The organism is Arthrobacter glacialis, from assembly GCF_002909445.1.
In the GTDB taxonomy this organism is placed as follows: domain Bacteria; phylum Actinomycetota; class Actinomycetes; order Actinomycetales; family Micrococcaceae; genus Specibacter; species Specibacter glacialis.
This window is the reverse complement of sequence record NZ_PPXC01000004.1, coordinates 330,930-357,027: the sequence shown is the minus strand read 5'-3', so window position 1 is coordinate 357,027 and position 26,098 is coordinate 330,930. Positions and strand designations below refer to the sequence as shown.

Here is a 26,098-nt window from a genome sequence, read left to right as displayed (position 1 = left end):
GTGGGTTCATTGCACCCACGCTAGGAAGGCTCGCCATGAACGATCTGAAGAAACTTTTGCCCATGCTCGGCCACACCCGCGGCAAGCGCAGCGCCGTCACCTGCATGCTCAAATGCGACAGCGCCTGCTCCAAAGCCGTCTGCAACACCTCCACCAACAGCTACTTCCGTGACATCGTCTCCACAGAGTTCTCGCGCCGCTCGGCGATGGGCATTGGTTTAGCTGGCGTGCTCAGCGCCGCAGTCATGGTCAGCGGCAATGACGGCAAGGGTGGCCAGTACGACGGCGGGAGCAAGGGTCAGGGCGGCAAGCTCGCCTTCGAGCCGATCAAGGCTGTGAATGCGGCCGTGGACACCTTCGATGTCCCCAAAGGATACAGCTGGCAGCCCATCATCCGTTGGGGCGATCCGATCTTCAAGGACGCACCCGACTTCGACTTCGCGAACCAAACCCCCGCGGCACAGGCCGGCCAATTTGGTTACAACAACGACTACACGGAGATCCTGCGCCAGCCCAACGGCAAGAAGGGGTTGCTGGTCTGCAACCATGAGTACGTCAACCCGCAGATCATGTTCCCCGCAGCCCCTGCCAACGATGCCGAGAAGGCCCAGCGCCGCAATATCTTCCGCAACGCCGTGGGCATGAGCGTGGTGGAGCTGGAGCGAGACAAAAAGGGACAGCCCTGGGGCTACGTACGCGGTGGCCAGCTGAATCGCCGCATCACCATGGACACCAAGTTTGAGTTGACCGGCCCGCTGGCAGGCTCCGACTTCGTGAAGACAGTAGCGGATCGCGAGGGCCGCTTCGTGTTGGGCACCTTGGGTAACTGCGCCGGCGGCACCACTCCCTGGGGCACCATTCTCTCCGGCGAGGAAAACTTCAACGGCTTCTTCCGAACCAATGGAAGCTCCGCCGAGGACCGACGCTATGGCTTGGGTAACGCCGCCACGGGCATGGGCTGGGAGTTGGACGATCCGCGCTTTGATGCCCGCGGCGCGGACTACCGCAACGAGCCCAACCGCTTCGGCTACATTGTGGAGATCGATCCGGAAGACCCCAACGCTGTCCCGAAAAAGCACACCAGCCTGGGCCGCTTCAAGCATGAGGGCGCTAATGTCATCATCGCCGACAACGGCAAGGTGGTGGCCTACTCGGGTGATGACGAGCGCTTCGACTACCTGTACAAGTTCGTCTCCAAGGACAAGTACAAGAAGAATGACAAGGCACACAACATGACCCTGTTGAGCGAGGGCGATCTCTACGTTGCCCAGTTCGCGGGCAATTCGGCGGCCGAGATCGACGGCTCCGGCACGGTCCCCGCGGACGGTGCGTTCGACGGATCCGGCGTCTGGCTGCCCCTGGTGGTCAACGGCAAGAGCGCCATCTCCGGCATGAGTATCCAGGAAGTTCTGGTCTACACGCGCCTGGCCGCGGACAAGGCAGGCGCCACGAAGATGGACCGTTGCGAGGACGTGGAGCCGAACCTGAAAACCGGCAAGGTGTACGTGGCCTGCACCAACAACACCAAGCGCGGCGTGGGCAGCGGCGCTGTTGCCGACGAGGCGAATCCCCGCACGGAAAACCGTGACGGGCACGTCGTGGAGATTACCGAGCGCCGCAATGACGCCACGGCCACCACATTCAACTGGAACCTGCTCATGCTTTGCGGTGACCCGGCCAAGAACACGGAAACCTACTTCAGCGGCTTCCCGGCGTCGAAGGTTAGCCCCATCTCCTGCCCGGACAACCTGGCGTTCGACACCCAGGGCAACCTGTGGATCTCAACTGATGGTGCGCCGTCGACTATTGGCTACAACGATGGTCTGTTCAAGGTGGGTCTGGAAGGGCGTAACCGCGGCAACGTTGAGCAGTTTGCCTCCATGCCGCGCAATGCAGAGACCTGTGGTCCCATCATTCACGACGACGAATCCATGGTCTACGTGGCCGTGCAGCACCCGGGCGAGGACGGGACCTATGCGGCGCACACCTCATTTTTCCCCGACTTCGTTGCCGAGGGAACTACGCCGAAGCGTGGCCAGGTGCGTGCACCCCGCCCGTCAGTAGTGCAGATTTTCCCGAAGGACTCCGGCAAGGGCAATCACGGCAAAAACTAGGCACTTTTTGGTTGGCGCCCAGGAAAACAACTAGCCCGCAGTTGTCCCCACCCACTCCCCGGTCTCGTCCCTCGACCGGGGCCCCTCGCGGGCGTGGGCCCTGAAAAACGCGTTTTTGCGGTGTTTTTCAGCCACTACTGCGGGCTACTTCTGAAAGCGGCAAGCTACTTCTCGAGGAACGTGGCCTGGGTGGTGTTGCGACACCGCCAAGTAGCGTGTCAGATCTCCGCCGAGATGAGCGCCACGGCGCCCTTGCGCCACCATGAAGACAAACGACGTCACCATTGCCACTAGACAGAACCACGAATAGGCAGAGACGAACAGAACTAGCCCGCAGAAAACGGCGAAAAATGGGTGGAATCGCCCATTTTTCGCCGTTTTCTGCGGGCTAGTTGTAAAGAAAGCTACTTTTTGGTTTCGTCGTTCGGGTGCTCTTCCTGGAGCTTTGCCTCGCGTGCATCCGCCTCGGCCTTGAGCTTGCGCAGTTTTTCGGCTTCGAGCTTTTGCGCCCGGTTCAGAGCCAGGTTGCGCAGGAATTCCGGGTCGTCGTCGGGGGCTGTGGAACGGCCGGCGTTGCCGGCTGAGTGGGGGCCGCGGTTTCCTGCGGATGGGCCGCCCACCCGCTGCACGGCACCGGAAGCGTAGCGGGGCCGGCCCAACCAGAACCACAAGCCCACGCCGATGACGTTCAGGAGCACAATGACAACTATCCAGGCAGTCTTGGGAATGCTCCGCACATGGGCGGGTTCACTACGGATGCAGTCAATGAGCCCGTAGATAAAGAGGACAACACCGAAGATGACTGGGAGATAACGCATATTTCATTCTAGCGTTGAGAACCAGCCCGCGGCACAAGGGAACGTGCTGTAGAAAAGTTCCGGGGGGACACCCAGAATCACCGGCTAAACTTGGCCGGTGGCTTTCTTCAAATACACCCTAATCCGTGCAGTCCTGTTCCTGGCGTTCTTCCTGATCGCCTACCTGGTGCTGCATCTGAGCGACATGACATCGGCGCTTCTTGCCGCCCTCTGCGCTTTTGTTGTCAGCTTCCTCTTCCTGCGCAAGCAGCGCGACGGCGCCACTTCTGTCATCGCCGACAGGTTTGCCCCCAACGCCACCACCACCCAGTCATCCGGTGCCATGGCAGATGCCGACGCCGAGGACGCGCTGGTTGATGAGAACCCCGACATCTGGGTGGACGCCGACCGCAAGTCAAGCCGCGAACCCGAACAGGCCTAACGCTTTAGAGCGCGCTGAGCACCATGGCCGCAGCGAAAAGTACGCTGAAGCCAAGGTTGATCAACCCCGTCTGTTGCAGCACCGGGATGAGGCTCTTGCGCTTCTTGCCCTTGAGCATGAGCCAGCTGGGCATCAGCATGAACGGGATCAGCAGCAGGACCAGCAAAATCCACGGCTTCGCCGGAGCCAGGAACAGCATCAGGACCACTGAAAGTGCCAGCATCGCCACATAGCTGAGCCGGGCATTCCTGTCGCCCAGCCGCACCGCGAGAGTGCGCTTGCCAACTTCCGTGTCCGTGGGGATGTCTCGGACGTTGTTGGCCATGAGAAGTGCGACGGCGATCAGCCCCGTTGAGATGGAACCCAACACTGCCGCCGTGCTCACCGCCCCGGCCTGGGTGAAGGTGGTGCCCAAGGTGGCCACCGGCCCGAAGAAGACAAACACGAAGATGTCGCCCAAACCCATGTATCCATAGGGGTTTTTGCCGCCCGTGTAGCCCCACGCGGCCAGAACCGCGCCGGCGCCCACCAGCAGCAGCCACCATGCTTGGGACATGACCACCAGTGCCAGCCCGGCCAGCATGGCCAAGCCCAGGGCACCGAAGGCCGCCATTTTTACGTGGGCGGGCTTCGCCACGCCACTGCCCACCAGACGCAGCGGGCCAACCCGGACTTCATCGGTGCCACGAATGCCATCGGAGTAGTCATTGGCGTAGTTCACGCCAATTTGCAGCAACAACGCCACCAAGGCTGCCAACACAGCCCGCCCCCAGTGCAGGGCGCCCATGTCGAAGGCTGCGGCTGTACCGATGATTACGGGAGCTATTGCCATGGGAAGAGTCCGCAATCGAGCCCCAGCTATCCATTGCCCCACAGTGGCCACGGCGTTACTCCTTAGATGCTTAAAGAAAAGTGAAAAAATCGTTGGGCGGACCCGGACGGCGGGCCTGCCTAGCTAATTCTGCCGCGTGGGCGGCAATTATGCTCGGGCAGTTGTCCCATTTTCCGCATTCGGCGCCAGCGCAGCGTCCGCAAGTGCGGCCAGAATCGCCGTTCTGTCGGGCTTTCCCGTGGCCAGCAGCGGCAGCTCGGAGACAAACACCACAGTCTTGGGGACCACATGGGATTCCATGACTGCCGCTGCCCCGTCCAACAACTCAGCCAACGAGCACGAGCCAACCACCATGGCCGCCACTGCCTGGCCCCATTCCGCCGAAGGAATAGGGGCCACAAATGCTTCCCGAACACCTTGCACCTTGTGCAGCCCGTCAGTGACTGTGCTTGCAGAAACCTTCAGGCCGCCGCTGATGATCACATCATCCACGCGGCCCAGTACGCGCAACCGTCCCTCAGCGTCCAGTTCGCCCAAGTCCCCGGTGGAATACCAACGCACCAGTTCGCCGTCGTGCTCTTCCTCGAAGAAGGATGCCGCGGTGAGGGAGGCGTTGTCCAGATAGCCGGAGGCAACCACGTCTCCGCCCAGCACCACCAAGCCATCGCGGATGGTGAGCTGCACGCCGTCGAGCGGGACGCCGTCGTACACGCAGCCGCCGCACGTTTCGCTCATTCCGTAGGTGGTGACCACGTTCAGGCCGGCACCGCGCGCGGCCTGGAGCAGCACGGGGTTGATGGGGCCGCCGCCCAGCAGGATCGCGTTGAAACGGCGCAGCACCGTGAGCGTCTCGGCGCTCGGATTGTTCAGCAGGCGGCTGAGCTGGGTGGGCACCAGCGAGGTGAAGCGCATCCTGTCGGTGAGCTCCAGCGCCGCCTCGGTGAACGCCTCGGGGGTGAATCCGCCGCTCAGGTCCATGGCCCACGGGCGGGTCCCGGCGAACAAGCTGCGCACCAAAACCTGCAGGCCCGCCACATAGTTCGTGGGCAGTGCCAGCAGCCACTGGCCCTCACCGCGCAGCGCCAGCGCCGTGCCCACCGACGACGCCGCCAGCGCGTCAACGCTCAGCAGCGTGCGCTTGGGTGTGCCGGTGCTCCCTGAGGTAAGCACGACGGCGGCAATCTCCGTTTCGCTCCCAGCTGGCAGTCCCAGCTCGTTTTGCGGGATGAGGATGAAGCTGCCGTCGGGGGCGATTTGGACTGCGGGACTTTCGCCGGCGAGAGCTTCCGAGAGTGCCTTGAGCAGGGGTTCAATGTTCATGAGTACCTATATATAGGGGGATTAGAAGTAGTACGGGAAGGAGGACCAGTCGGGGTCGCGCTTTTCCAGGAACGCTTCCTTGCCCTCCACTGCCTCGTCCGTCATGTAGGCCAGGCGGGTGGCTTCGCCGGCGAAGACCTGCTGGCCGGCCAGGCCGTCATCGGCCAGGTTGAAGGCAAATTTGAGCATGCGGATGGCCTGTGGGGACTGGCGGGCAATGTCGGCGGCGTATTCCAGCGCTACTTCTTCCAAGCGGGCGTGGTCCACGGCCTCGTTGACGGCACCCATGCGGACCATGTCATCGGCGGAGTATTCGCGGGCCAGGAAGAAGATTTCGCGGGCTGATTTCTGGCCGATCTGGCGGGCCAGCAGGGCCGAGCCATAGCCGGCGTCGAAGGATCCCACCGTGGCGTCGGTCTGCTTGAACTTGCCGTGCTCGCGGGAGGCGATGGTCAAGTCTGAGACCACGTGCAGGGAGTGTCCGCCACCGGCAGCCCAGCCGTTGACCACGGCAATGACTACCTTGGGCATGGTGCGCATGAGTCGCTGGACTTCCAGGATGTGGAGGCGGCCGGCGCGGGCGGGGTCAATGGTTTCCTTGGTTTCGCCGTCTGCATACTTGTAGCCGTCGCGGCCGCGGATGCGCTGGTCACCGCCGGAGCAGAAGGAATGCCCGCCGTCCTTGGGGGAGGGGCCGTTGCCGGTCAGTAGCACGGTGGCCACATCCGGGGTCATGCGGGCGTGGTCCATGGCACGGTACAGCTCATCAACGGTACCCGGGCGGAATGCATTGCGTACTTCGGGGCGGTTGAAGGCGATGCGCACAGTGGGCAGGTCCCTGGTGATGGTGCCGTCTTCGCTGCGTTCCACCTGGCGGTGGTATGTCATGTCGGTGAAGTCAAAGCCCTCAACCACGCGCCAGCGGGTGGGGTCGAAAATGTCGGATACCTGATCTGGAAGATTCTGCGCGCTGCTCACCCTAACGATCTTAGCTGGCAGGCGGTGTGTTGATGCTGGGCGGCGGCCATTGCCGCCGGGCGAGTCCTAGCTGATGCAGAATTCGTTGCCTTCTGGATCAGCCATGGTGAACCAGGAGTGCGGTCCCTGACCCGCTGCCCAGAGGAACGTGGCACCCCGCGCTTCCAGACGGGATCTGACGGTGGCCCTATCCTCGCCGTCCAGCCGCACATCCCAATGGACACGGTTCTTGCCCGCCTTGTTCTCGTGGCTGCTTTGGAACAGGATCCTGGGTTGATCAGGGCCAGCATCCGCTCCAGCGGTGATGGCGGCCCCGATCGCCCAGACCAGTGATCCCTTGTGGGTGAGGGTTTGCTCCGCCGTGGCGAATCCCTTTTCCACCATGGAGCGGATGAAGTCCGGATCCGACGGTTCCACCTGCCAACCCATGGTCTCGGCCCACCAGTCGGCAAGCACGTGCGGATCGTGGCAGTCAACAACTATTTGCAATGAATACGCCATGAGACGAGTCTGCCCATGCTTGCGGTGGTCGTCCAGCAGTATTTAAGCCAGGATGCGCAGTTTGGAGTTGCTGCGGCCAAAGAGGACGTTGTCCAAGGAGAACTTGCCGGGGCCAACTAGGGCCAAGGCGAGGGCTGAGGCGCCGAGCAGGAGCACCAGTTCAAAGCCGCCAGCCTCAACGAAGACGCCTGCGGAGGCGTGGACCAAGACGATGGCGCCGAGCATGTTCAGTGTCAACAGGGCTGCGACGGGCCGGGTGGCGAGGCCCAAAATCAAGGCGATGCCGCCGACCAATTCCAAGGTGGCAATGATGGGAGCGACTACATCTGCGGCGGGGACGCCCATCTGGGCAAAAGCGCCCTGGGTGCCGGCGATGGTGAATTCGTTGTACTTCTGCCAGCCGTGGGCGGCGAACAGGAAGCCCACCACAATACGCAGGACGGTACGGGCAGCGGTGTTCAGTGCAAGGTTATTCATGGGAATCTCAACGTTTCGTGGGGGTCATGGAAAGGCCTTCAGGAAGAAGCGCCGAGCATCAATTTATTGAAGCTTCAATAAAATCATCCCAGTTATTAATTGATGCGTCAACTATTGACCGGGGAGCATGATGCGATTGGGCGCACTTTCAGGTGCCGCAGGACAGTCCGCTAGGGTCTTTCCATGACTGCAATTGCACCCGTGACCCTGCGCGGAAAATACGTCACCCTCGAGCCGCTGAGTATGAGTCACCATGACGGCCTGGTGGTTGCCGCATCTGACGGCGAGCTCTGGAACCTTTGGTACACCTCGGTTCCGCGGCCGGAGGCCATGAAGGCCGAGATTGAACGGCGGTTAGCCGCGCAAGAAATCGGCTCAATGGTTCCATTCACCACCCGGCTCAACGACCCTGTCACGGGGGAAGCCGGAAAAATCATTGGCATGACCACGTATTGCAATATCAATGCAGAACTGCCGCGCCTGGAAATCGGTTACACCTGGAACGCGGCCAGCAGCCAAGGCTCAGGAACCAATCCGGACAGCAAGCGGCTTCTGCTGGCCCATGCCTTTGAAGCGCTTGGCTGTGTGGCGGTTGAATTCAATACGCACTGGATGAATTTTCAGTCCCGCGAGGCCATTACCCGGCTGGGTGCCAAGCAGGACGGCGTTTTGCGGGCCCATCGCCGCATGCCCGACGGTTCCCTGCGCGACACCGTGGTGTTCTCCATTCTGGCTGCCGAGTGGCCCCAGGTCCGCAGCGGCCTTGACCACCGCTTGTCCAAGAAACGTTGAGTACGCCGCAGTGGGAAGGTGCCGTCAATGCACGTCGCCTCACGGGTGACATCTTCCGGATGGGCCGCAGCGAATGGCTCACCGAGCATGGGTGGGAACAGCTTTACAACGACGGCATCCGCACGGTCATCGATCTTCGGAACCCCGGGGAGCGCCAGCGCAGGCCAAGCGACCCGGAGGTGAGCGGGGTGGCCATGGCGAGGTTCGCCGTCGTGCATTCACCGACTGAGGACCCGGCGGATCCGGCGTATCAAGAGCTTTTCCATCCATACATGAACCATCCCCGGCTCTACGCAGACATTCTGCGCCTCTTTCCGCACCAGGTGGCGGCCGTCTTCAAGGAGCTGGCGGCGGCGCAGGGTGCTGTGGTGATTCATTGTTCGGCCGGGCGGGACAGGACCGGGTTGATCGCCACCATGCTGCTGGCCTTGCTGGGGCAGGCGCAACGGGTGGCGCGGGAGGACGAGCTGGCGGCGCGCGGCATTAACGAATGGCATTTGGTGGCGCCCGTTAAACATCCCTATGAACGGCATTTGGACCAGGCTGAGCTGGCAGAGGTGGTGCACGGTCGCGGCCAGGCTGTGCAGGAATTTGTGGGCGGCATGAATGTTCGTGCGTTCCTGCTGGCCCATGGCGTGAGTGTTGCCGAGCTCGACGCCGTTATTGCGCGGAGCCGCTGAGCCTGCGGCGGGCGCCTAGTTGCCTGATCCGGCGCTGATCAGTGCCCGGGCGCTGGTGGTTGCCGCCTGCGTGGACGCAGGGCCGGCGGAGACTGCGCCCCGCGCTGCGACGGGCAGATCGCTGAGCTCTTCGGTAAAAACGAAGTACCGGTATGCCAGGAACCTGAAGATGGTGCCCAGGATTAGGCCGATCACACCGCCGGCAATGAAGTCGGCGCTGAAGGAGGTGAAGCCCAGAACATAACGGGAAATGACTTGGCAGGCCAGCACGATGCCAAGGCCCAGTCCATTCATGACCAGGAACAAGGCGAACTCTTTCCACACCCGTTCCGAACGGCGGTGGCGAAACGTCCAGTAGCGATTGGCAAACCAGGCGAACAAGGTGGCGACAATGGTGGAAATCACGCGGGCCTTGATGGTGCCCTCAGACATGGGCCCGTGCCACAGAATCGTGTAAATTCCGTTGTCTATGATCCAACCCAGCCCGCCCACGGCGCCGAATTTTAGGGCTTCCCGCCACAGCAAAGCCACTAAGTTCATGATCTTGTCGATGATGCGCATAGGGCCTTTCCGGTGGGACGAATCGCCCGAAGTTATCGATAACATTTTGAGGGGGAACGCCGCTGGGCGCTAATCTATGCTTACGGTAGCTGATAAATAGTGCCGAACTATGGAATGTGCGGAATGAGGCCACTATTGTTCGAATTGTGACGTGAACCATAGCTCGCACAGTGGCTGGCAGTAAGAAGCAAGATCACTAACAACCATGGGTTGAAATGGCAATGCGTATGAAAAAGGAAGCATCTGGGAAGCCGCAGGCGGCCAAGAGCCGTCCCCAGCTCGGCAGCAGGTTCAAGAACTGGCTGCTCAACACCCCGGGAGTGGTGGACACGGCGGGGCTGGAGCAGCTTGTGGCCCGGGTCGTGAACAGGGCCCACGAGCCCGCTTCGCAGGGGAAAACAGTCTCGAACAGCCTCACAGAGGCGCACGAAGTCCTTGCCACCTTGCGGGATTCCTCGCCCGAGAAGGCCACCCAATGGAGCGACCCGGAGCTGGAAGGCTACTTGTTCTGCGCCCGCGTGTTGGTACAGGAGTCGCTGGGTATGACCCTCTTCGACACGCAACTGCTGGCGGCTGCCAACATGCTGCGTGGAACTGTTGTGGAGATGGATACCGGCGAAGGAAAAACCCTCGTCGGAGCCCTGGTAGCCGGTGCCCACGCAGTGCGGGGGAACCGCGCCCATGTCCTCACCGTCAACGACTATCTGGCCCGGCGCGATGCCGCGTGGATGGGTCCGTTCTTTGGCCTTTTGGGCTTTGCTGCCCAAGCTGTGACATCAGCAATGGAGCCAGCCGCCCGCAAAACGGCCTACCGGGCAAGCATTGTTTATGTCTCCGTCAACGAGCTCGGTTTCGACGTGCTGAGGGAACGGACGTGCACGGAGCGAGAACAATCAATCCTGCAACCGTTCGATGTCTGCATTGTTGATGAGATCGATTCCGTGTTGGTCGATGAAGCCACAGTTCCGCTGGTTCTGGCCGGACCGGCCAGGGCGGAACTGGAAAGCGTTGACGTGGCCAGCTTTGTCAGTGCCCTGCGGCCCGAGGTTGATTACACGGTTGAAGCAGACAAACGCAATGTTTCCCTGACCGATGCCGGCCTGCACCGCGTTGAGGGCCGGTGGCCCGACGTCGAGCTTTATTCAGCGGCAGGAACCCCGCTGTTTTCATCCATCAACGTGGCGCTGCATGCTCAGGTGCTGTTGCAGCGCGACGTTGATTACATTGTGCGTGACGGCAAGGCGGAAATTGTTTCCGATTCGCGCGGACGGGTGGCGCATCTGCAGCGCTGGCCGGACGGTCTGCAGGCGGCCGTGGAGACAAAGGAAGGCTTGCACAAAACCGAACGGGGCGAGGTCCTCGATCAACTGCTGGTGCGGGATTTGATCAAGAGTTTTGCCAGTGTCACCGGAATGAGCGGCACGGCCGTGGCGGTTTCGGAGTACCTGCGCAACAACTACGAGTTGGATGCGGGCCGCATTCGGTCCCACAAGCCATGCATTCGCGATGACCGTCCGGAACAGATCTACGCCACGGCGGCCCAGCGCGATGCCGCTGTCATCGAGGCCGCAACAATGGCCCATGCCGCCGGCCAACCAGTCCTCATCGGCACCCATGACGTTGCCACCTCGGAGCGGTTCGCGGCCAACTTGGCAGGGCGCGGGGTTGACGCCCAGATCCTCAACGCCCGCAATGACAGTGTGGAGGCGCAGATCATTGCCCAGGCCGGGCGCAAGGCCATGGTCACGGTGTCCACGCAGATGGCGGGGCGCGGCACCGACATTCTGTTGGGCGGAACCGGCGCAAACGAGCAAGATCACGGCGAGGTGGTTGCCTTGGGCGGGCTGCTGGTCATCATCGTGGGCCGCTTTTATTCGCCCCGCCTCGACGCCCAGCTTCGCGGCCGGGCCGGGCGGCAGGGCGATCCCGGCGCCAGTGTGGTCTTCTCCAGCATGGAGGACCCTGCCGCCAACGGGCAGGAGGTGCACGGCTTGGAACTCAGTGATTCCGTGTCGCAGGACGCTGACGACGCCGGATTGGTCACCAGGGAGGGCGTGTCTCGACTCCTGGACAGGGCCCAGCGCCTGGCCGAGCAGGAACGCTTCACCACACAGGAAAACTCCTGGAAATACAACGAGTTGATTGCCTACCAGCGCAAGGTGGTCCTGTTCGAGCGCGACAGGATCCTGGCCGATGACGCCGCAGCCCTGGAGCTTCTGGAATCCCTTGAAGACCGTCTTGACGGTGAGGCCACGGGCGAAGGCACCGCTCGGTTGCTCGATCTTCGCATCGCCTTGGGCGGGGAAGAGACGGCCAAAATCTGCAAGGCCATCATGCTCTTCGAGCTAGACGCGGCCTGGAGCGATCACTTGGCGCTGCTTTCGGAACAGCGCGCGGCCATCCACCTGCGGGCACTGGGGCGGCAAAACCCCTTGGATGAATTCCGGCGCGAGACCATCAGGGCCTTCGAGGGTTTCTTCGACGCCGTTAATGACACTGCCCTGGCCGCGGTGGGGGCGCTGGAGATAGTGGACGGCAGTGTAGACCTGGAGGCTGCGGGCATCCGCAGGGGCTCCACCACTTGGACCTATGTTGTTGATGAAAACCCCTTTGGCAGCCAGACGGACCAAATTGTGAAATGGCTGCTGAAGAAAATGGGCAAATAGCTTCCCTCACCAAGAGGGGGAGCGAATACTGGGAAAGGACAGCTCAACGACTCGTAGGAGGCTATATCCGTGGGCAAGCTCATCTACGCCGCCATCACGTCACTGGACGGCTACATTGCAGATACTGCCGGCAATTTTGACTGGAGCACGCCCGACGCGGAGGTTCACGCTTTCGTCAATGACCTTGAGCGCCCCATTGGCACATACCTGCTGGGCAGGCGCCTCTACGACGTCATGAAGGTGTGGGACACCTTCTACGGACAGGACGGCCTGCCCAAGGAAATGGAGGACTACGCCGCCATTTGGCATCAGGCCCAGAAGATCATCTACTCAACAACCTTGAGCGAACCCGGCGCAGCAAACACGCGAATAGAGCCCACCTTTGACCCGGATTCCATCCGCAGGTTGAAAGCGGAAGCCACAACGGATCTCTCCGTGGGCGGCGCCGAACTGGCCGGACAGGCACTCAAGGCTGGATTGGTGGATGAGATTCACTTGCTGATGTCGCCGGTCATGGTGGGCGGCGGCAAGCGGGCGCTGCCCGACGGTGCCAGTACCTCGCTGGAACTGCTGGAACAGCGCAGGTTCGGCAACGGCGTCGTCCATCTCCACTACGGCGTGAAAGTTGATTGAGAATCCAGCCGCTTTTGCGCGTCACAAAATACTGAGGGGCTGGCGTTTCTGGAAGCATGGACTGTGAACGCGGCCCTGTCACGTTCGCCAATCCCTTCGCCAGAGAGCAACCATGACACAACCCTGCCCGGCCGGTGAACTGCTGACGGATCTGACCTCGGCCAGTAGAACATCGGACGCCCACACCCTGTGGTTCGATACGCCAGCACAGGAATTTACCCGAGCCCTACCGTTGGGCAACGGGCAGCTCGGGGCCATGTGTTACGGCGGCACCCGGCAGGCCCGGATCCAGCTCAATGACGCCACTGCCTGGTCTGGTTCTCCCGGCAGCGAAGCCGCGAACGGGCCCACGCTGGTTGATGGGCCGGGCGTTGTTGCCCGGGCCCGGGAAGCCCTCGACGCCGGGGAGCACGCCGCCGCGGAGCTGGAATTGGCCACGCTGACCACGGCCCACACGCAAAGCTACCTGCCCTTTGCCGAGCTGCTGCTGGACCTGGATTTCGGCGACCCGGCGAGCCTTGAAACGCCGCTGCACTACCGCCGCGCCCTGGATTTGCGCAGCGCAGTGCATGAACACAGCTACACCGTGGCCGGTCGAACCATCACCGAGCAGGTGTATGTGTCGGCCGCTCACCAGGTACTGGTGCTGGAGCTCCGGGTCGCCGGCGGCCGCCTGCCCAGGGTTACCGCCGCGCTGTCCAGCCCCCTGCGGGTGGAAAAATCAACAGTGCAGCCCGGATCCCTGGGCCTGCAGCTTCGGCTGCCCACGGACGTGGCTCCCTCCCACGCCAACCCGCCCACCGGTGTGCAATACGACCAGCCCGGCCGGGAATCGTTGCGCGGCGCCGTCGTGGCGCACTGGCAGCATGACGGCACGGACCTTGACCAGGATTACGGCACGCACGACGGCGGAGTGTTGGCTGCCGCCGGCGTCTCCCGTTTGCGCATCGTCCTTTCCACCGGAACTACCTTCGTGGGATCGGCGCAGGCACTGAACACCGATCAGGCCGCGCCCCTGAAGCTGGCAACGGCGCGTGTCCAATCAGCCTCGGCACGTGCCTCCAATGAGCTTTTGGACGCCCATATTGGCGCGCACAGGGAGCTCTATGACAGAGCGGAGCTGGTTCTCGGCCAGCCCGCCGGAGATCCGGAACACCCACTGAACCTGCGCCTGCGCCAGAGCCCCTCCGACCCGGCGCTCGCCGCCCTGCTTTTTAACTACGGCAGATACCTGCTGATCAGCAGTTCCCGCCCGGGCACCCTTGCCGGCAATCTGCAAGGGATCTGGAACGAATCCATGCAGCCGCCATGGAGCTCCAACTACACCATCAACATCAACACCCAGATGAACTATTGGGCGGCCGAGGGGGCAAACCTCGCACCATGCCATGAACCGCTCTTTGACCTCTTGGACGCCTTGTCTGTTGCAGGACGGCACACGGCAAGCACCGTCTACGGGCTCGACGGCTGGGTGGCCCACCACAACAGTGACGCCTGGGCCTTCACCTCACCTGTTGCTGGCGACGCCGCATGGTCGTTCTGGCCCATGGGCGGTGCCTGGCTGGCAACGCATCTGTGGGAACACGTCCGCCACGGCGGCGGCAGCGAATTCGCTGCCGAACGGGCCTGGCCGGTCATCAAGGGTGCCAGCGAATTCGCCCTAGGCTGGCTGGTCCCACAGCTGGATGGCACGCTGGGCACATGCCCGTCCACCTCCCCGGAAAACCACTTCCTGACAGCGGACGGCGTCATGGCGGGCGCAAGCCACAGCTCGACGGCGGACATCACCATCATCGGCAGGCTCTTGCGGGCGGCACTCGAGTTGGCACCGGCGGGGGAGCCCCTCGTAGCTGACATCCGGGATGCCTTGGAGCGCCTGCCCGCCATTGTGTTGGCGGCGGACGGCACCGTCCAGGAATGGGCCCAGCCCTTCGGTCAGCCGGAACCAACCCACAGGCACGTCTCGCACCTGTACTTTGCCTACCCCGGCGAGACCGAGCTGACCCCCACGCTGGCCCATGCCGTGGCGCGGACCCTCGACGCCCGGGGCGATGATTCCACCGGGTGGTCGCTGGCCTGGAAGCTGGCCCTGCGCGCCCGGCTCAGGGACACCGAAGCTGTCGAGCGACTCTTGGTTTTGATGTTCAGGACCGCTGGCGAGCAGCACAACCCCCATGCTGGTGGCCTGTACCCGAACATGTTCGCCGCCCACCCGCCCTTCCAGATCGACGGCAACTTTGGCTTTGTGGCAGCAGTTCTTGAGTGCCTGGTCCAAAGCCATGGCGGCAGTATTGATCTACTTCCGGCCATGCCGACGGTGTGGCCGGACGGAACTGCCCGCGGGCTGGTGGTGCGCCCCGGACTCGAACTGGACCTGGCCTGGCATTCACCCACTGGAACGCCGGCTTTGCGCTCAGCCCGGCTGCGCGCCCGCACACAGCAGACCGCAGGGGCGGTGACGCTGCGCTGGGGCGGACGCAGCGCCGTCGTGCATGTCAGTGAAAAGGACTGGACGGCGCTGGGCCCGGCGGACTTTTTAGACGCGCCTTACTCCAACGGTTCGTAGCTGACCCGGAGCAGCCGCGCCACACCGTCGAGGGCATGTACCCCGATGGTGCGGCCAGTAAAGCCGCCGGCCACCTCGGTAGAGAGGTAACGCCCGTCCAAGCGGCCGAGCTCACGTGTTCCGGTGGCATCGGCAACGGAGAAACGGAGGTCGTCCGGTCCGTTTGAGGTTGGATCCGCTGCCTCAACCATCAACTCCACACTCGATCCGGAAAGCTGCTGCTGGTCCACGACGACGTTGTGCACCGGGCCGATCTGCGCCTGCACCTGGGCAACACCGTCCACAACCCGGATCTCGTACCAGTGCCTCTCGTCCATGCGCACTCGCAGGCCGGCCGCCGTCGGCAGCTCCAACACGGCCGTGAATCGCCACCGTTCGTCCTGAGCCCGCACGGAAAGCAGGGCCGGTGCTTCGTTAATGGCTGCCGCTGCTCGAAGTGCAACCCCGCCCTCGGGATGGAAGCTGAGAAAGTCCGAGAACCCGGCACCAGGTGAGATCCAGCGCGGGGCAAGCCCGGGGCCGGTGAAATCATCGGTAAAGCCGTGCGGGGCAGGCACAGCGAATCCATCGGGCACAATGGTGGGCCAGCCACTGCGATCCCACTCTATTTTGGCCACGAAGGTCTCGCGTCCATTGACGTGGAACAGCGGAGTGCCGCCGCGCGGGCGGACACCGAGGTAGACCATGGCCCATGATCCGTCGGCGCACTCGATGAAATCCGCGTGCCCCGTATTCTGGGTGGGGAATGTGGTGCTGCGGCGGGAGAACAGCGGGTTGTTGGGCGCCGATTCGAAGGGGCCCTGCGGTGAACGCGAGCGAGCCATGGTGATGGCATGCCCCCGTTCAGTCCCGCCCTCGGAGATCAGCAGGTACCACCATTCGCCCCTCCGGAACAGGTGCGGCCCCTCCGGATATGCCAAGCCGGTGCCCTGCCACAGGCGCCGCGGAGCCTCCAACGCAATCCCGTGTTCGAGGTCGACCCGCACCTGGGCGATGCCTGAGGTTTCGGGATCATTGGAACAGAAGGTCACGTAGCAGGTGCCGTCATCGCCCCAGGCCAGATCTGGATCTATGCCGTTCAATCCGGGGATGATGACAGCGGCGGACCATGGCCCCTGCGGGTTGGTTGCGGAGACCAAAAGTTGCCCGGGCTCTCCCGAGACGTTGGTGGTGATCATCCAGAACCGACCGTCGTGATGGCGGATCGTGGGGGCGTAAATTCCACCGTTGGACCCTGCGGCTCCGGCCGAAAATTGGTCGGCGCGGTCCAGGATGTTCCCGATCTGCGTCCAGTTCACCAGGTCGGAGCTGCGCCACAACGGCACGCCCGGTGAATACTCGAAGGACGAATTGACCAGGTAGTAGTCGTCGCCGACGCGGCAAATCGAAGGGTCGGGATGGAATCCCCGGATGACCGGGTGCTCCGCTGCTGAGAGCATCCGCTCAGTAATGATGCTCTGGTCGATGCTCATTTGATCCCGGCGTTATCGACGCGTTCGACGGTGGCGACGTGGCTTCCGCTGCTGCTCAGGTTCGTCACGGTGACGTCAAAGACGGCGCTGCCGCCGCCCTGCTGGGGAATTCGAACGATCGACTGTTGGCCCTCGGTGGGGGCAAAAGCTACGAACTCAACCTCCCTTGACCAATCATATTCTGGCCTGTCGCAGACGGTTCCCAGCGGGATTACAGCACCCTGCCGGACATAGGTGGCGGCTTGGAATACCGAGAAGGTCTTGGTGTGCCAGCCCGGTCCGCTGATCTGCTCACCGGTTTCAAGATGAGTCCAGGTTCCCTCGGGCAGGTAGAACTGAACAGTACCGCTGGCGTCCATGACCGGGGCAACCAGCAAATCCGGGCCCAGCATGTATTGGCGATCCAGGCCAGCACAGCCCGGGTCCTGCGGAAATTCAAGGAACATGGGGCGCATCATGGGCGTCCCTGAGGCATACGCCTCCTCGGCACTGGCCAGCAGATAGGGCATCAGGCGCATCTTAAGTTCGGTGAAGTGTTTGAGAACCTCACTGGACTCATCGTCCACCAGCCACGGGACCCGGTAAGAGTTGGAACCGTGCAGGCGTGAATGTGAGGACAACAGACCAAAGGCAATCCAGCGCTTGAAGATATCCGGGTCCGGAGTTCCCTCGAAGCCGCCGATATCGTGGCTCCAAAACCCAAAACCCGAGGATGCCAGTGACAATCCGCCACGCAATGACTCGGACATTGCGGCGAACGTCGATTCGCAGTCTCCGCCCCAGTGGACGGGCAGCTTTTGCCCGCCGGCAGTGGCGGAGCGGGCAAAGAGGACTGCCTCACCAGCGCCCAGCTCTTTGGTCAGCAGGTCAAAGACCACCTGGTTGTAGAGCTGCGCGTAGTAGTTGTGCATGCGTTCGGGGCTGGAACCGTCGTGCCAGCGGACGTTGGTGGGAATCCGTTCGCCAAAGTCTGTTTTGAAGGAATCCACGCCCTGGCCCAGCAGGGTGCGCAACTTGTCCTGGTACCAGCGGGTGGCTTCCGGGTTGGTGAAGTCCACCAGTGTCATGCCCGCCTGCCACATGTCCCACTGCCAGAGGGAGCCATCCTCCTTTTTTACCAGGTACCCCAGCTCCATGCCTTCCTTGAACAGGTAGGAGCGTTGGGCGATGTAGGGGTTGATCCAGACGCAAACCTTCAGGCCGCGGTCGTGCAAACGTGCCAACATGCCCTCAGGGTCCGGGAACGTGGCGGGGTCCCAGATGAAATCTGACCAGTGGAAAGCACGCATCCAGTGGCAGTCAAAGTGGAAAACTGACAACGGCAGGCCGCGCTGCTCCATGCCGTCAATGAATCCCATGACAGTTTCTTCGTTGTAGTTGGTGGTGAACGAGGTGGAGAGCCACAGCCCGTAGGACCAGGCCGGAATCCGGGACGGGCGTCCCGTCAGTTCCGTGTAGCGGGCCAAAATATCCTTCGGGGTGTCCCCATGAATGACAAAATACTGCAGCTTCTGGCCTTCAACACTGAACTGTGTGCGGGAAACAACTTCCGAGCCCACCTCAAAGGACACCTGTTCCGGATGGTTGACGAAGATCCCGTAACCGCTATTTGTCAGGTAAAAGGGCACATTCTTATAGGCGAGGTCGCTGGAGGTGCCGCCGTCCTCATTCCAGATGTCAACTGACTGGCCGTTCTTGACGAAGGCGCCGAACCGTTCGCCTAAGCCGTACACATTGGTTCCAACGCCGAGCGTGAGCTGTTCGTGCACGAAGTTCTTGCCTGCGGCATCGCTGATGAGGCCGATGCTGCGGGGTACGGAGCTGGTGAGCACGTGGCCGCCGGCCATGAAGTCAACGCCCCAGGCGCCGTCGGTCTTGATTCGTGCACTCAAGGCGCCCGAGGTGTACACCGTCTCCGTCTCGCCGATCGCTATGTTGACCTCCGGGTTGGTCTCCGCCACCTCGAAATGCGGGCCCAGATCCAAGGCGCCTTGAAAATGTTCAATGGTTACGGAGATGACGTCCGGCAATGGCGAATCAAAGGTGATGGTCAGCTGCGGGCAGTTGAGTGCGTCGCCACGGGCATTGATGGGCTGGGTGGGGGCGTACACCGAAAGCTTGCTGCCTTCGGCGACAACATCTGAAACGTCCTGGGGGTTGAGTGCGGTGATTCCTGGGCGGTGCATCCAGTAGCCGTCGGTGAATTTCATGAAAATACTCGATTCGTTTTTTGTGAAAGTACAGTGGCCCCGTACGGGGGAAGGGTGATGCTGGCCGTGGTGCCGTGGTTGCCGGGCATGTCCACGGAGCAGGTGGCGGGACCGTGGTTGAGTAGGAAGAGTTTGCCTGCGCGCTCTACGGCTTCGACGTCGTCGGGCAGCCCCTGCGGCACCGGAATTTCAATACCAGCCGCGGTAACGGCGGAGATGACCAGTGATGCCAAGGCTGGGGCGGGAAGATCTGCCCCGACGTACCAAGCCTCCCCGGCACCCCACGGATTTGCCGTCACGGCTGCTTGCCCCGCCAAACGACCCCCAGCAAAGCAGGCCAGAGTCCGCGTGTGGGCACCGTGGACTTCCAGATCCTCAGACCACAGGGTTGCGTGGGTGTCTTGGACGCCCGCATCCGCGTCAGGACTGGTAAAAACTAGGGGGACGGGCTCTGCCAAGGGCAGCCACTCTTCGCCAGAAACACCCAAAACGTTGGACAGGATCTTGGGGAAGCGGCCCGTAGCCAGCTTGGCCTCCTCATCGGCTACGGCGCTGAAAGGACCCACCAGGATGTGCCCGCCGTCCGCGACATAGTGCTCTAACGCAGTGGCTTGTTCCTGTCCCACAATGAACAGGTTGGGCAGCAGCACTAGGTCAAAGCGTTTCAACGCCGAGTCAGGATGCACAACTTCCACGGACAAGCCATGCCGCAGCAACGGCTGGTAGTAGGCCAGTAGCTGGTCCATGACTTTGAGCCGCGACGAGGGGCGGGCTGCGGACTCCGCCGCCCACCAACTGGACCAGTCGAACAAGATCGCGATCTTTGCCTGGCTGGTGGTGCCGGCCAGTGCCCCCAATTGGGCCATTTCGGCTCCCAACGCGGCAGCTTCGCGGAACACCCGGGTCTCGGCTCCGGCCAGTGGAACCACTGCAGAGTGGAACCTTTCGGCGCCGAAAGCCGATTGCCGAAACTGGAAGAAGCACACGCCGTCGGCGCCGCGGGCCACGGCTGAGAGTGCGTCGACTCGCAAGGCTCCGGGGTCTTTGGCCACATTGTGGGGGCGCCAGTTCACCGCCGAGGTGGCAGACTCCATCAACAACCAGGGTGTCCCTCCGGCGAGGCCGCGGCACAGATCGTGAGTCAGCGAACCTAGCTGCCACGACTGCCGATCGCCTGGATCCGTGTACCAGTCATTGGCCACGAAGTCCGTTTCCTTGGCCAACTTAAAGTAGTCCAGGCCCGGAAAGAATCCCATCATGTTGGTGGTGACGGGATGGACGGTGTCATGGCGTGTGATGATGTCCCGCTCTGCCCGGTACAAGGAAATCAGTTGGTCAGAGGTAAAGCGTTTGAAATCCAACTCCTGGCTGGGATTGCCAATATACGGGGCGCTGCGTGGTGGCAGGATCTCTTCCCATGTTGAATATTGCTGGGACCAGAACGTGGTGCCCCAGGCCGCGTTGACGCGTTCCAGTGAGGTGTGCCTGTCCATGAGCCAGCGGCGAAATGCGCACGCTGTTTCGTCGTCGTAACTAATCTGGCCCAGTTCATTGCCCACATGCCACATGGCCAAGGCCGGGTGGTCAGAGTATCTTGCTGCCAGTTGCTCAGTGATGCGGGCCGCGGCTGCGCGATATTGAGTCGATGAGGGGTTGAATTGGTTGCGTGAGCCGTACCAAAGTGTGTGACCGTGGGCATCCGTGGGCAGAGTCCGAGGATATTTTTTCCCCAGCCAAGGAGGGGGTGATGCCGTCGGGGTTGCCAGGCTGACCCTGATGCCGCCAGCATGCAACAAGTCCAACACCTCATCTAACCAAGCAAAATTCCATTGGCCCTCTGCCGGTTCCAGCTGCGCCCAGCTGAACACACCGACTGTGACCAGATTGATCCCGGCTTCCTGCATGAGCCTGATGTCCTCCGGCCAACTTTCCCGGGGCCACTGTTCAGGGTTGTAGTCGGCCCCGAAGAGCAGCCCGTCACTCGGCATTGACGGTGCCAATCCGAGGCGTTGCTTGTTCATGAAATTCCTTCTGGCATAAGTAGTCTGAATCGAAACTGAAGCTGCGTATTTCGACGAAATTCTTTGCATGTTTGTGGATATGTCTTGAAAAATGTGCTCAGATTGTATCGAAGCGGTTCGCTACGATGGTGAGCTTGGGATGGGCTGAAAAAGGAGTGTGGCATGGCCACGATGAATGATGTTGCCAGGGCCGCCGGGGTATCCACCAGCACTGTGTCGTATGTGCTCAGCGGGAAGCGGACCATTTCCGCTGACACCCGGAATCAGGTTCTGGCCGCCATTGAAAAACTCGGTTACAGTCCCCACGCTGGCGCTCGTGCACTTGCCTCGAACAGGTCCAATGTTTTGGGGCTTGTGGTGCCTTTGCGCGATGACGTCAACGTCAGCGTTGTGATGCAGTTTGTTGCCGCGGTGGTGACTACGGCACGCAACTTCGAGCAGGACGTGCTGCTCTTGACCCAGGACGACATCGGTGGCATTGAACGGGTGACGTCTCAATCGGTGGTTGATGGTCTGGTCATGATGGACATCGAGGCCAGGGACCCGCGAATCCCGCTGCTGGCCAAGATGCGCAAGCCTGCAGTTTTGATTGGGGTACCCGATGATGCCCACGGTCTGAGCTGCGTTGACTTTGATTTCGCCGCAGCGTCCCGGGTTTCCGTCCGTCACTTGGTGGAGCTGGGTCATCGCCGGATTGCCCTGATCGGCTCTCCGCAAGCATCCCTTGAACGGCATGCGACCTACGCCGATCGAGTGCGCAGTGGCTTCGAGGAGGCCTGCCGAAACGCCGGCGCCCACTTCGCGAGCCGCGCCTGTGAGCCAACCTCGAGTGCCTTGGTTGAGGCGCTCCAGGAACTCGTCACGGGACCACAGGCAGCAACGGGTCTTGTAGTGCACAACGAATTCCTGATCCCGTTCCTGCGGGACACCCTCGCCACCATGGGCTTGAGGGTTCCCGAGGACCTGTCCATCGTGGCCATCGCCCCCACCGACGTGGCGTTGGCCAGCACCGTTCCGTGGACTGCTGTGAGCATCCCCGCGCACGACATTGGCAGGACCGCCGTCGAGATGGTCATGGAGCGGATGCATTCCGAGAAGCCGACGGAGGTGCGCTTGATTGTGCCCACGCTGGTCGAACGTGGCACCACTGTGGCTGTGACCAGCGAATCCAAGGATGGGCGAGTGCATTAGCCCTTCACCGCACCAATCATGACGCCCTTGGTGAAGTGCTTTTGTACGAACGGGTACACAAACAGGATCGGCACCATGGCCACAACGATCACAGCCATCTGCAGGGCCAATGATGCGGCTACTCCCTGTCCGACGGCGATTTGACCGGGCACGGAAACGCCCTGCAGTACGTAGGACCGCAGCACCACCTGAAGGGGGTTCTTCGAACTCTCGTTGATGTACAAGATGGCGTTGAAGAACGCGTTCCAGTAGCCCACGCCGTAGAACAGTGCGATCACGGCGGTGACAGCCTTGGACATCGGCATGACGATCTGAGCCAGGATGCGCCACTCGCTGGCGCCGTCAATCCGGGCGCTGTCCAAGATGCCTTGATCGATGCCCATGAAGAACCCGCGCAAAATGATGATGTTGAACACGGAGATACAGCTGGGCAGGATCAGTGCCGCGTAGCTGTCGATCATGCCCAGGCCGGAGACCAATAGGTAGGACGGGATCATGCCGGCTGCGAAGAACATGGTGATCAACAAGACGAACAGAAGCGGCGTGTGTGCCAAGGTGCCGGGGCGGGACAGTCCGTACGCGCACAGTACTGAGACCACCATGCTCAAGATGGTGCCGACGGCCGTAATGCCGACGCTGACCATGATGGCCCGGGTGACAACACCGCCTGTGAAGATTTGCCGGTACGCGTCCCAGCTGATTTCGCCGGGGATAATCACCAGCCCCCCGGCGTTGGTGATGGTGGACTGGGAGGACAAGCTGGTTAGGACGATTGTGTATAGGGGCAGCAGCACGGCTAGGACGACAACGATCAACGTCGCTGACTTGGCCGCCTTGACAGTGAGTGAGGGTTCCTCTTCCCACGCTGCACGGGCAGGTGTCTCATTGCGTGGCCAGCGCAGGCCGGCCGGTTTCTTCTGGGACTTCTCGATGGTGGTCATTTTTTGGAGTACACCCCTGCTTCGCCGAATAGGTGGGCAATCTTGTTGGCCCCGAGGATCAGTGCCAGCGACACCAAGCCCTTGAGGAGCCCGGCGGCTGCGGCATAACTCCAGTCGCCGTTTTGGACACCGGTGTAGTAAACGAAGGTGTCGAGAACTTCCGAGGCGCCGGCGCCTACAGCATCGCGTTGCAAGATCAGCTGTTCGAAGCCGACCGACAAGGAATCGCCAAGACGCAAGATCAGAAGCAAGATGATGACTGGTCGCAAACCGGGCAAGGTGATGTGCCACATGCGGCTCCATCTGTTGGCCCCATCCACCGCAGCCGCCTCATATTGTGAGGGGTCGATGGCGTTCAATGCCGCCAGGAACACGATCATGCCCCAGCCAGCATCCTTCCAAATAGATTGGGAGGTGATCAGGAACAAGAAGGTGTCCGGGTTGGTCATGATGTCCAGCCCCTGCCAACCATGGGCCAGCAGCTGCTGGTTGAGCAACCCTGCCCCGCCCAGAATCTGTTGAAATACGGCAACCACTAAAACCCATGAAAAGAAATGGGGTAGGTAGACGATTGCTTGGATGGTGGCGCGCAGTGACGGACGCACGAGCGAATTGAGCAAGATCGCCAGGACAATGGGAATGGGGAAGAAGAAGAAAAGCTGGAACGCCGTGATGACCAGGGTGTTCTTGACGGCCACCCAGAAGTTGGAATCACTGAGAACCCTGGCAAAGTTGTCCAAACCAACCCACGGGCTGTTCGCGATTCCCACGAACGGGGAGTAGTCCTGAAACGCCACAATATTGCCCATGATGGGTACGTAGGCGAAAACTGCCAACAGCAGAACCGCCGGCAACGTCATGAAGATCAAGGATTTGTCACGGCGGAATCTCGCCTTGAGACCGAGGCTGGACCTGACGCCAGGGGCCAGCTTGGACTTGTTACGGGTTTTGGTGGAGTCGGCGCGCCCGCCTGGCGCGCCGTTTCCCGTGACGGCATCAGTGTCCGTCTTCAACAGGGTGCTCATGGAACGCTGCCCGCTCACGCGCTCAGGAATCCGGTGTAGAACTCCCGGAGCTCATCGCCACCGTTCTTCTTCCACGTGGCAATCGCGGCATCTAGATCGCTGATCTTCTTGCGGCCGCGGGCAATGTCCATGGCCAGATCGTCAAAGGGCTTGCTCAGTGAACCGAACTTGCTGGGCTCTTCGATCTGCAGGCCAAAGAACTCCGGCTCCTTGACGAACGGGGCCTGGCGGGCCTCCCACTCGCTGGCGGACTGCACGTAGCCCGGGTACTGGACCTTTGCGTTGACGATGGGGGAGTTGACCAGGAACGCGTAAGTGCTTGTCACTTCCGCGCGACCCTTATCGGTTGTCTGGGGAATGTTCTGATCGTCCTTGGTGAAGTGGACGCCTTCAACGCCGAAGTTGATCAGCTGGTATTCCTCGGTTCCAAACGGGGCTGCCATGTAGTTTGCCAGCGCGAGCAATTCCTCGATCTTGGTTTTGTCGCTGTTCTTCTTGATGAAGCTGAAGATGCTGGCCGGGGAGCCCTGGAAGAGGGTGGGCTTGCCTCCGTCGGCAGAGAAGAAATCCATGGGTTGCATGTCGTATTTGGGGTTGGTGGGCAGTACCCGGGCCAAGGATTCATGCCAACTGCCCAGCCCGTCAGTGGACATGAGGGAGGCGCCGGATTCAAAGCGGGACTTGGCCTGCTGCAAGTTGCCGGCGACGGCGTCGGGGTGAACCGCGCCGGAGGCGAAGAGTTTGGCGATCCATTCCAGGGCTGCGCGGTATTCATCGGTTTCCACCTTGTTGACCAGAGCGCCGTCAACGAGATCCCATTTCGGGACCACTCCGAACATCAGCTGCGCACCGTTCCAAACATCCTCGGAACCCCAACGCTTCTTGGCCGGGTCCGTCAGTTCCTTGGCGATGGACAGATATTCATCGGCACTCTTGGGGGCTTCCAGACCCATCTCCGTAAAGATGTCCTTGCGGTAGAAAATGGCGTCAGTAATGAGCGTGGACGGGTAAGGGAGACCGTAGAGTCCGTCGGCGAAGGCGCTGAATTTCCAGGCCGCTGTGGGGATGTTGGCGAGGTTGGGGTACTTTTTGGCCTTGTCGCCAGCCAAGTACGGGGAAAGGTCTTCAAAGACGGTGGCCACGGCTTGGCTAAAGCGCGGAGGCAGGTTCCACGAGGGGATGACCACCCAGTCGGGGACGTCCTTGGGGGAGGCTAGGACTGTCTGGATCTTATCCCCGTAGCTGTTTCCATCGTTGACCTGGAAATCGATGGTGGCGCCGAGGGCTTTGTTGACTGCTTGGTAGTAACTGTTGTCAGCCAAGGCCGGCGGTACTGTCCACCAGGCGGGGGTCATGGCTTTGTAGCTTCCACCCTTGCCCGGAACTTCAGTGACGGATTTGACCAAGGTGGCAGGGATGGTGGTGAATCCCGGAGTTGAACCGTTGACGCTGGCAATGTCAGGGGTCACCAGATCGATGGGGACGTAGCTGGGGACAACTTTCGCCACTGAATCAGCCAAACCCAAGGAAGATGTCACTTGGGCCTTGCTGGCGCCGTTGCTGCAGGATGTCAGGACGGCCGCCGTGCTCAGGGCAACGGCGGAGATACCTGCAAGTCCCAGAAAAGACCTACGGTTGAGATTCTTGGTGCCAAGGCCTGTGGGTGTTGCCGATTCATGCTTCTTCATAATGTGTCACTCCTTTGTGATGGTGTGTCTCATGGATTCTTCGGTGCGGGTCCAGCACCCGAAGGAAAAGATTAGAAAATCGTTGAAGAATGTGTCGATGCGCTTCGATTGAGTCGAGCCTAAGGCATGTGGTGTCAATCACGCAACAATATTTTGTGCTGTACCTCACAGGTATATTGATGTAAGAATGA

21 protein-coding genes are annotated in these 26,098 nt (G+C 61.4%); 8 read left to right on the top strand and 13 right to left on the bottom strand.

From position 1 onward, the window contains the following. The first annotated feature begins 35 nt into the window (after positions 1 to 35). Positions 36 to 2,114 carry a PhoX family protein gene (locus CVS27_RS07200; protein WP_103465048.1) on the top strand — a complete coding sequence of 693 codons (2,079 nt, stop codon included), beginning with the start codon at positions 36 to 38 and terminating at the stop codon, positions 2,112 to 2,114. A 404-nt stretch (positions 2,115 to 2,518) separates the two neighbouring features. Here the strand turns inward: CVS27_RS07200 and CVS27_RS07195 are convergent, their stop codons facing one another. Continuing rightward, positions 2,519 to 2,932, bottom strand: a complete 414-nt coding sequence (locus CVS27_RS07195) for a PLD nuclease N-terminal domain-containing protein (RefSeq protein ID WP_103465047.1) — start codon at positions 2,930 to 2,932, stop codon at positions 2,519 to 2,521. Between the two features lie 97 nt (positions 2,933 to 3,029). On the opposite strand from CVS27_RS07195, the gene CVS27_RS07190 reads away from it, so the two are divergent. Next, a complete protein-coding gene (locus CVS27_RS07190; RefSeq protein WP_103465046.1) occupies positions 3,030 to 3,353 on the top strand; it encodes a DUF4229 domain-containing protein in 324 nt (107 codons plus the stop codon). Positions 3,354 to 3,357: 4 nt separating this feature from the next. Here the strand turns inward: CVS27_RS07190 and CVS27_RS07185 are convergent, their stop codons facing one another. The 5 genes from CVS27_RS07185 to CVS27_RS07165 all read right to left on the bottom strand — a co-directional run bounded on the left by CVS27_RS07185 (position 3,358) and on the right by CVS27_RS07165 (position 7,461). Beyond that, positions 3,358 to 4,236, bottom strand: a complete 879-nt coding sequence (locus CVS27_RS07185; protein WP_103465045.1) for a 1,4-dihydroxy-2-naphthoate polyprenyltransferase — start codon at positions 4,234 to 4,236, stop codon at positions 3,358 to 3,360. 96 nt (positions 4,237 to 4,332) lie between these two features. Further along, positions 4,333 to 5,505, bottom strand: a complete 1,173-nt coding sequence (locus tag CVS27_RS07180) for an AMP-binding protein (protein WP_103465044.1) — start codon at positions 5,503 to 5,505, stop codon at positions 4,333 to 4,335. A 21-nt stretch (positions 5,506 to 5,526) separates the two neighbouring features. Then, on the bottom strand, positions 5,527 to 6,483 hold the full coding sequence (locus tag CVS27_RS07175) for a 1,4-dihydroxy-2-naphthoyl-CoA synthase (protein ID WP_103465043.1): 957 nt from the start codon (positions 6,481 to 6,483) through the stop codon (positions 5,527 to 5,529). Positions 6,484 to 6,549: 66 nt separating this feature from the next. Continuing rightward, positions 6,550 to 6,984: a VOC family protein gene (locus CVS27_RS07170; RefSeq protein ID WP_103465042.1), complete on the bottom strand. Its 435-nt coding sequence runs from the start codon at positions 6,982 to 6,984 to the stop codon at positions 6,550 to 6,552. 42 nt (positions 6,985 to 7,026) lie between these two features. Next, on the bottom strand, positions 7,027 to 7,461 hold the full coding sequence (locus CVS27_RS07165) for a DoxX family protein (RefSeq protein ID WP_103465041.1): 435 nt from the start codon (positions 7,459 to 7,461) through the stop codon (positions 7,027 to 7,029). 183 nt (positions 7,462 to 7,644) lie between these two features. Between CVS27_RS07165 and CVS27_RS07160 the strand changes: the two genes are divergently transcribed. Both CVS27_RS07160 and CVS27_RS07155 read left to right on the top strand, forming a co-directional pair. Beyond that, complete coding sequence (locus CVS27_RS07160; protein WP_103465040.1) at positions 7,645 to 8,253, top strand: GNAT family N-acetyltransferase; 609 nt, start codon at positions 7,645 to 7,647, stop codon at positions 8,251 to 8,253. After that, complete coding sequence (locus tag CVS27_RS07155) at positions 8,250 to 8,933, top strand: tyrosine-protein phosphatase (protein WP_243400082.1); 684 nt, start codon at positions 8,250 to 8,252, stop codon at positions 8,931 to 8,933. Before CVS27_RS07160 ends, CVS27_RS07155 begins: the two co-directional genes overlap by 4 nt. Positions 8,934 to 8,948: 15 nt before the next feature. Here the strand turns inward: CVS27_RS07155 and CVS27_RS07150 are convergent, their stop codons facing one another. After that, positions 8,949 to 9,473, bottom strand: a complete 525-nt coding sequence (locus CVS27_RS07150; protein WP_165788271.1) for a GtrA family protein — start codon at positions 9,471 to 9,473, stop codon at positions 8,949 to 8,951. A 248-nt stretch (positions 9,474 to 9,721) separates the two neighbouring features. On the opposite strand from CVS27_RS07150, the gene secA2 reads away from it, so the two are divergent. The 3 genes from secA2 (at position 9,722) to CVS27_RS07135 (ending at position 15,359) form a co-directional block, all read left to right on the top strand. Next, on the top strand, positions 9,722 to 12,160 hold the full coding sequence (gene secA2 / locus CVS27_RS07145; protein WP_165788270.1) for an accessory Sec system translocase SecA2: 2,439 nt from the start codon (positions 9,722 to 9,724) through the stop codon (positions 12,158 to 12,160). Positions 12,161 to 12,229: 69 nt separating this feature from the next. Next, on the top strand, positions 12,230 to 12,793 hold the full coding sequence (locus CVS27_RS07140; RefSeq protein ID WP_103465037.1) for a dihydrofolate reductase family protein: 564 nt from the start codon (positions 12,230 to 12,232) through the stop codon (positions 12,791 to 12,793). 112 nt (positions 12,794 to 12,905) lie between these two features. Continuing rightward, positions 12,906 to 15,359 (top strand): glycosyl hydrolase family 95 catalytic domain-containing protein, encoded by a 2,454-nt coding sequence (locus tag CVS27_RS07135; RefSeq protein WP_103465036.1) that lies wholly within the window; start codon positions 12,906 to 12,908, stop codon positions 15,357 to 15,359. On the opposite strand, the gene CVS27_RS07130 is transcribed toward CVS27_RS07135, so the two are convergent. Genes CVS27_RS07130 through CVS27_RS07120 form a run of 3 tightly spaced genes read right to left on the bottom strand, consistent with a single transcriptional unit; the run spans position 15,341 to position 21,062 of the window. Beyond that, a complete protein-coding gene (locus tag CVS27_RS07130; protein ID WP_207767462.1) occupies positions 15,341 to 16,831 on the bottom strand; it encodes a glycoside hydrolase family 43 protein in 1,491 nt (496 codons plus the stop codon). The two genes, CVS27_RS07135 and CVS27_RS07130, sit on opposite strands and share 19 nt — an antisense overlap. After that, on the bottom strand, positions 16,828 to 19,041 hold the full coding sequence (yicI, locus tag CVS27_RS07125) for an alpha-xylosidase (protein WP_103465035.1): 2,214 nt from the start codon (positions 19,039 to 19,041) through the stop codon (positions 16,828 to 16,830). Before yicI ends, CVS27_RS07130 begins: the two co-directional genes overlap by 4 nt. Then, on the bottom strand, positions 19,038 to 21,062 hold the full coding sequence (locus CVS27_RS07120; protein ID WP_165788269.1) for a beta-galactosidase: 2,025 nt from the start codon (positions 21,060 to 21,062) through the stop codon (positions 19,038 to 19,040). Before CVS27_RS07120 ends, yicI begins: the two co-directional genes overlap by 4 nt. Before the next feature lie 162 nt (positions 21,063 to 21,224). On the opposite strand from CVS27_RS07120, the gene CVS27_RS07115 reads away from it, so the two are divergent. Then, positions 21,225 to 22,253, top strand: coding sequence for a LacI family DNA-binding transcriptional regulator (locus CVS27_RS07115; protein ID WP_103465033.1), 1,029 nt, complete (start codon positions 21,225 to 21,227; stop codon positions 22,251 to 22,253). Here CVS27_RS07115 and CVS27_RS07110 read toward each other — a convergent pair. From CVS27_RS07110 to CVS27_RS07100, 3 genes are read right to left on the bottom strand one after another with little or no spacing between them, the layout of a single operon-like run. Further along, on the bottom strand, positions 22,250 to 23,194 hold the full coding sequence (locus CVS27_RS07110) for a carbohydrate ABC transporter permease (RefSeq protein ID WP_103465032.1): 945 nt from the start codon (positions 23,192 to 23,194) through the stop codon (positions 22,250 to 22,252). The two genes, CVS27_RS07115 and CVS27_RS07110, sit on opposite strands and share 4 nt — an antisense overlap. Next, complete coding sequence (locus tag CVS27_RS07105; protein ID WP_103465095.1) at positions 23,191 to 24,219, bottom strand: ABC transporter permease; 1,029 nt, start codon at positions 24,217 to 24,219, stop codon at positions 23,191 to 23,193. The genes CVS27_RS07110 and CVS27_RS07105 overlap by 4 nt, the downstream gene beginning before the upstream one ends. A gap of 14 nt (positions 24,220 to 24,233) precedes the next feature. Beyond that, positions 24,234 to 25,907 (bottom strand): extracellular solute-binding protein, encoded by a 1,674-nt coding sequence (locus CVS27_RS07100; protein WP_103465031.1) that lies wholly within the window; start codon positions 25,905 to 25,907, stop codon positions 24,234 to 24,236. Between the last annotated feature and the right edge of the window lie 191 nt (positions 25,908 to 26,098).

Coding starts and splice junctions, on each gene's coding strand:
- CVS27_RS07110 (WP_103465032.1), bottom strand. CDS start 23,194: ATGACCACCATCGAGAAGTCCCAGAAGAAACCGGCCGGCCTGCGCTGG.
- CVS27_RS07195 (WP_103465047.1), bottom strand. CDS start 2,932: ATGCGTTATCTCCCAGTCATCTTCGGTGTTGTCCTCTTTATCTACGGG.
- secA2 (WP_165788270.1), top strand. CDS start 9,722: ATGAAAAAGGAAGCATCTGGGAAGCCGCAGGCGGCCAAGAGCCGTCCC.
- CVS27_RS07135 (WP_103465036.1), top strand. CDS start 12,906: ATGACACAACCCTGCCCGGCCGGTGAACTGCTGACGGATCTGACCTCG.
- CVS27_RS07180 (WP_103465044.1), bottom strand. CDS start 5,505: ATGAACATTGAACCCCTGCTCAAGGCACTCTCGGAAGCTCTCGCCGGC.
- CVS27_RS07100 (WP_103465031.1), bottom strand. CDS start 25,907: ATGAAGAAGCATGAATCGGCAACACCCACAGGCCTTGGCACCAAGAAT.
- yicI (WP_103465035.1), bottom strand. CDS start 19,041: ATGAAATTCACCGACGGCTACTGGATGCACCGCCCAGGAATCACCGCA.
- CVS27_RS07115 (WP_103465033.1), top strand. CDS start 21,225: ATGGCCACGATGAATGATGTTGCCAGGGCCGCCGGGGTATCCACCAGC.
- CVS27_RS07165 (WP_103465041.1), bottom strand. CDS start 7,461: ATGAATAACCTTGCACTGAACACCGCTGCCCGTACCGTCCTGCGTATT.
- CVS27_RS07170 (WP_103465042.1), bottom strand. CDS start 6,984: ATGGCGTATTCATTGCAAATAGTTGTTGACTGCCACGATCCGCACGTG.
- CVS27_RS07150 (WP_165788271.1), bottom strand. CDS start 9,473: ATGAACTTAGTGGCTTTGCTGTGGCGGGAAGCCCTAAAATTCGGCGCC.
- CVS27_RS07160 (WP_103465040.1), top strand. CDS start 7,645: ATGACTGCAATTGCACCCGTGACCCTGCGCGGAAAATACGTCACCCTC.
- CVS27_RS07105 (WP_103465095.1), bottom strand. CDS start 24,219: ATGAGCACCCTGTTGAAGACGGACACTGATGCCGTCACGGGAAACGGC.
- CVS27_RS07200 (WP_103465048.1), top strand. CDS start 36: ATGAACGATCTGAAGAAACTTTTGCCCATGCTCGGCCACACCCGCGGC.
- CVS27_RS07120 (WP_165788269.1), bottom strand. CDS start 21,062: ATGAACAAGCAACGCCTCGGATTGGCACCGTCAATGCCGAGTGACGGG.
- CVS27_RS07130 (WP_207767462.1), bottom strand. CDS start 16,831: ATGAGCATCGACCAGAGCATCATTACTGAGCGGATGCTCTCAGCAGCG.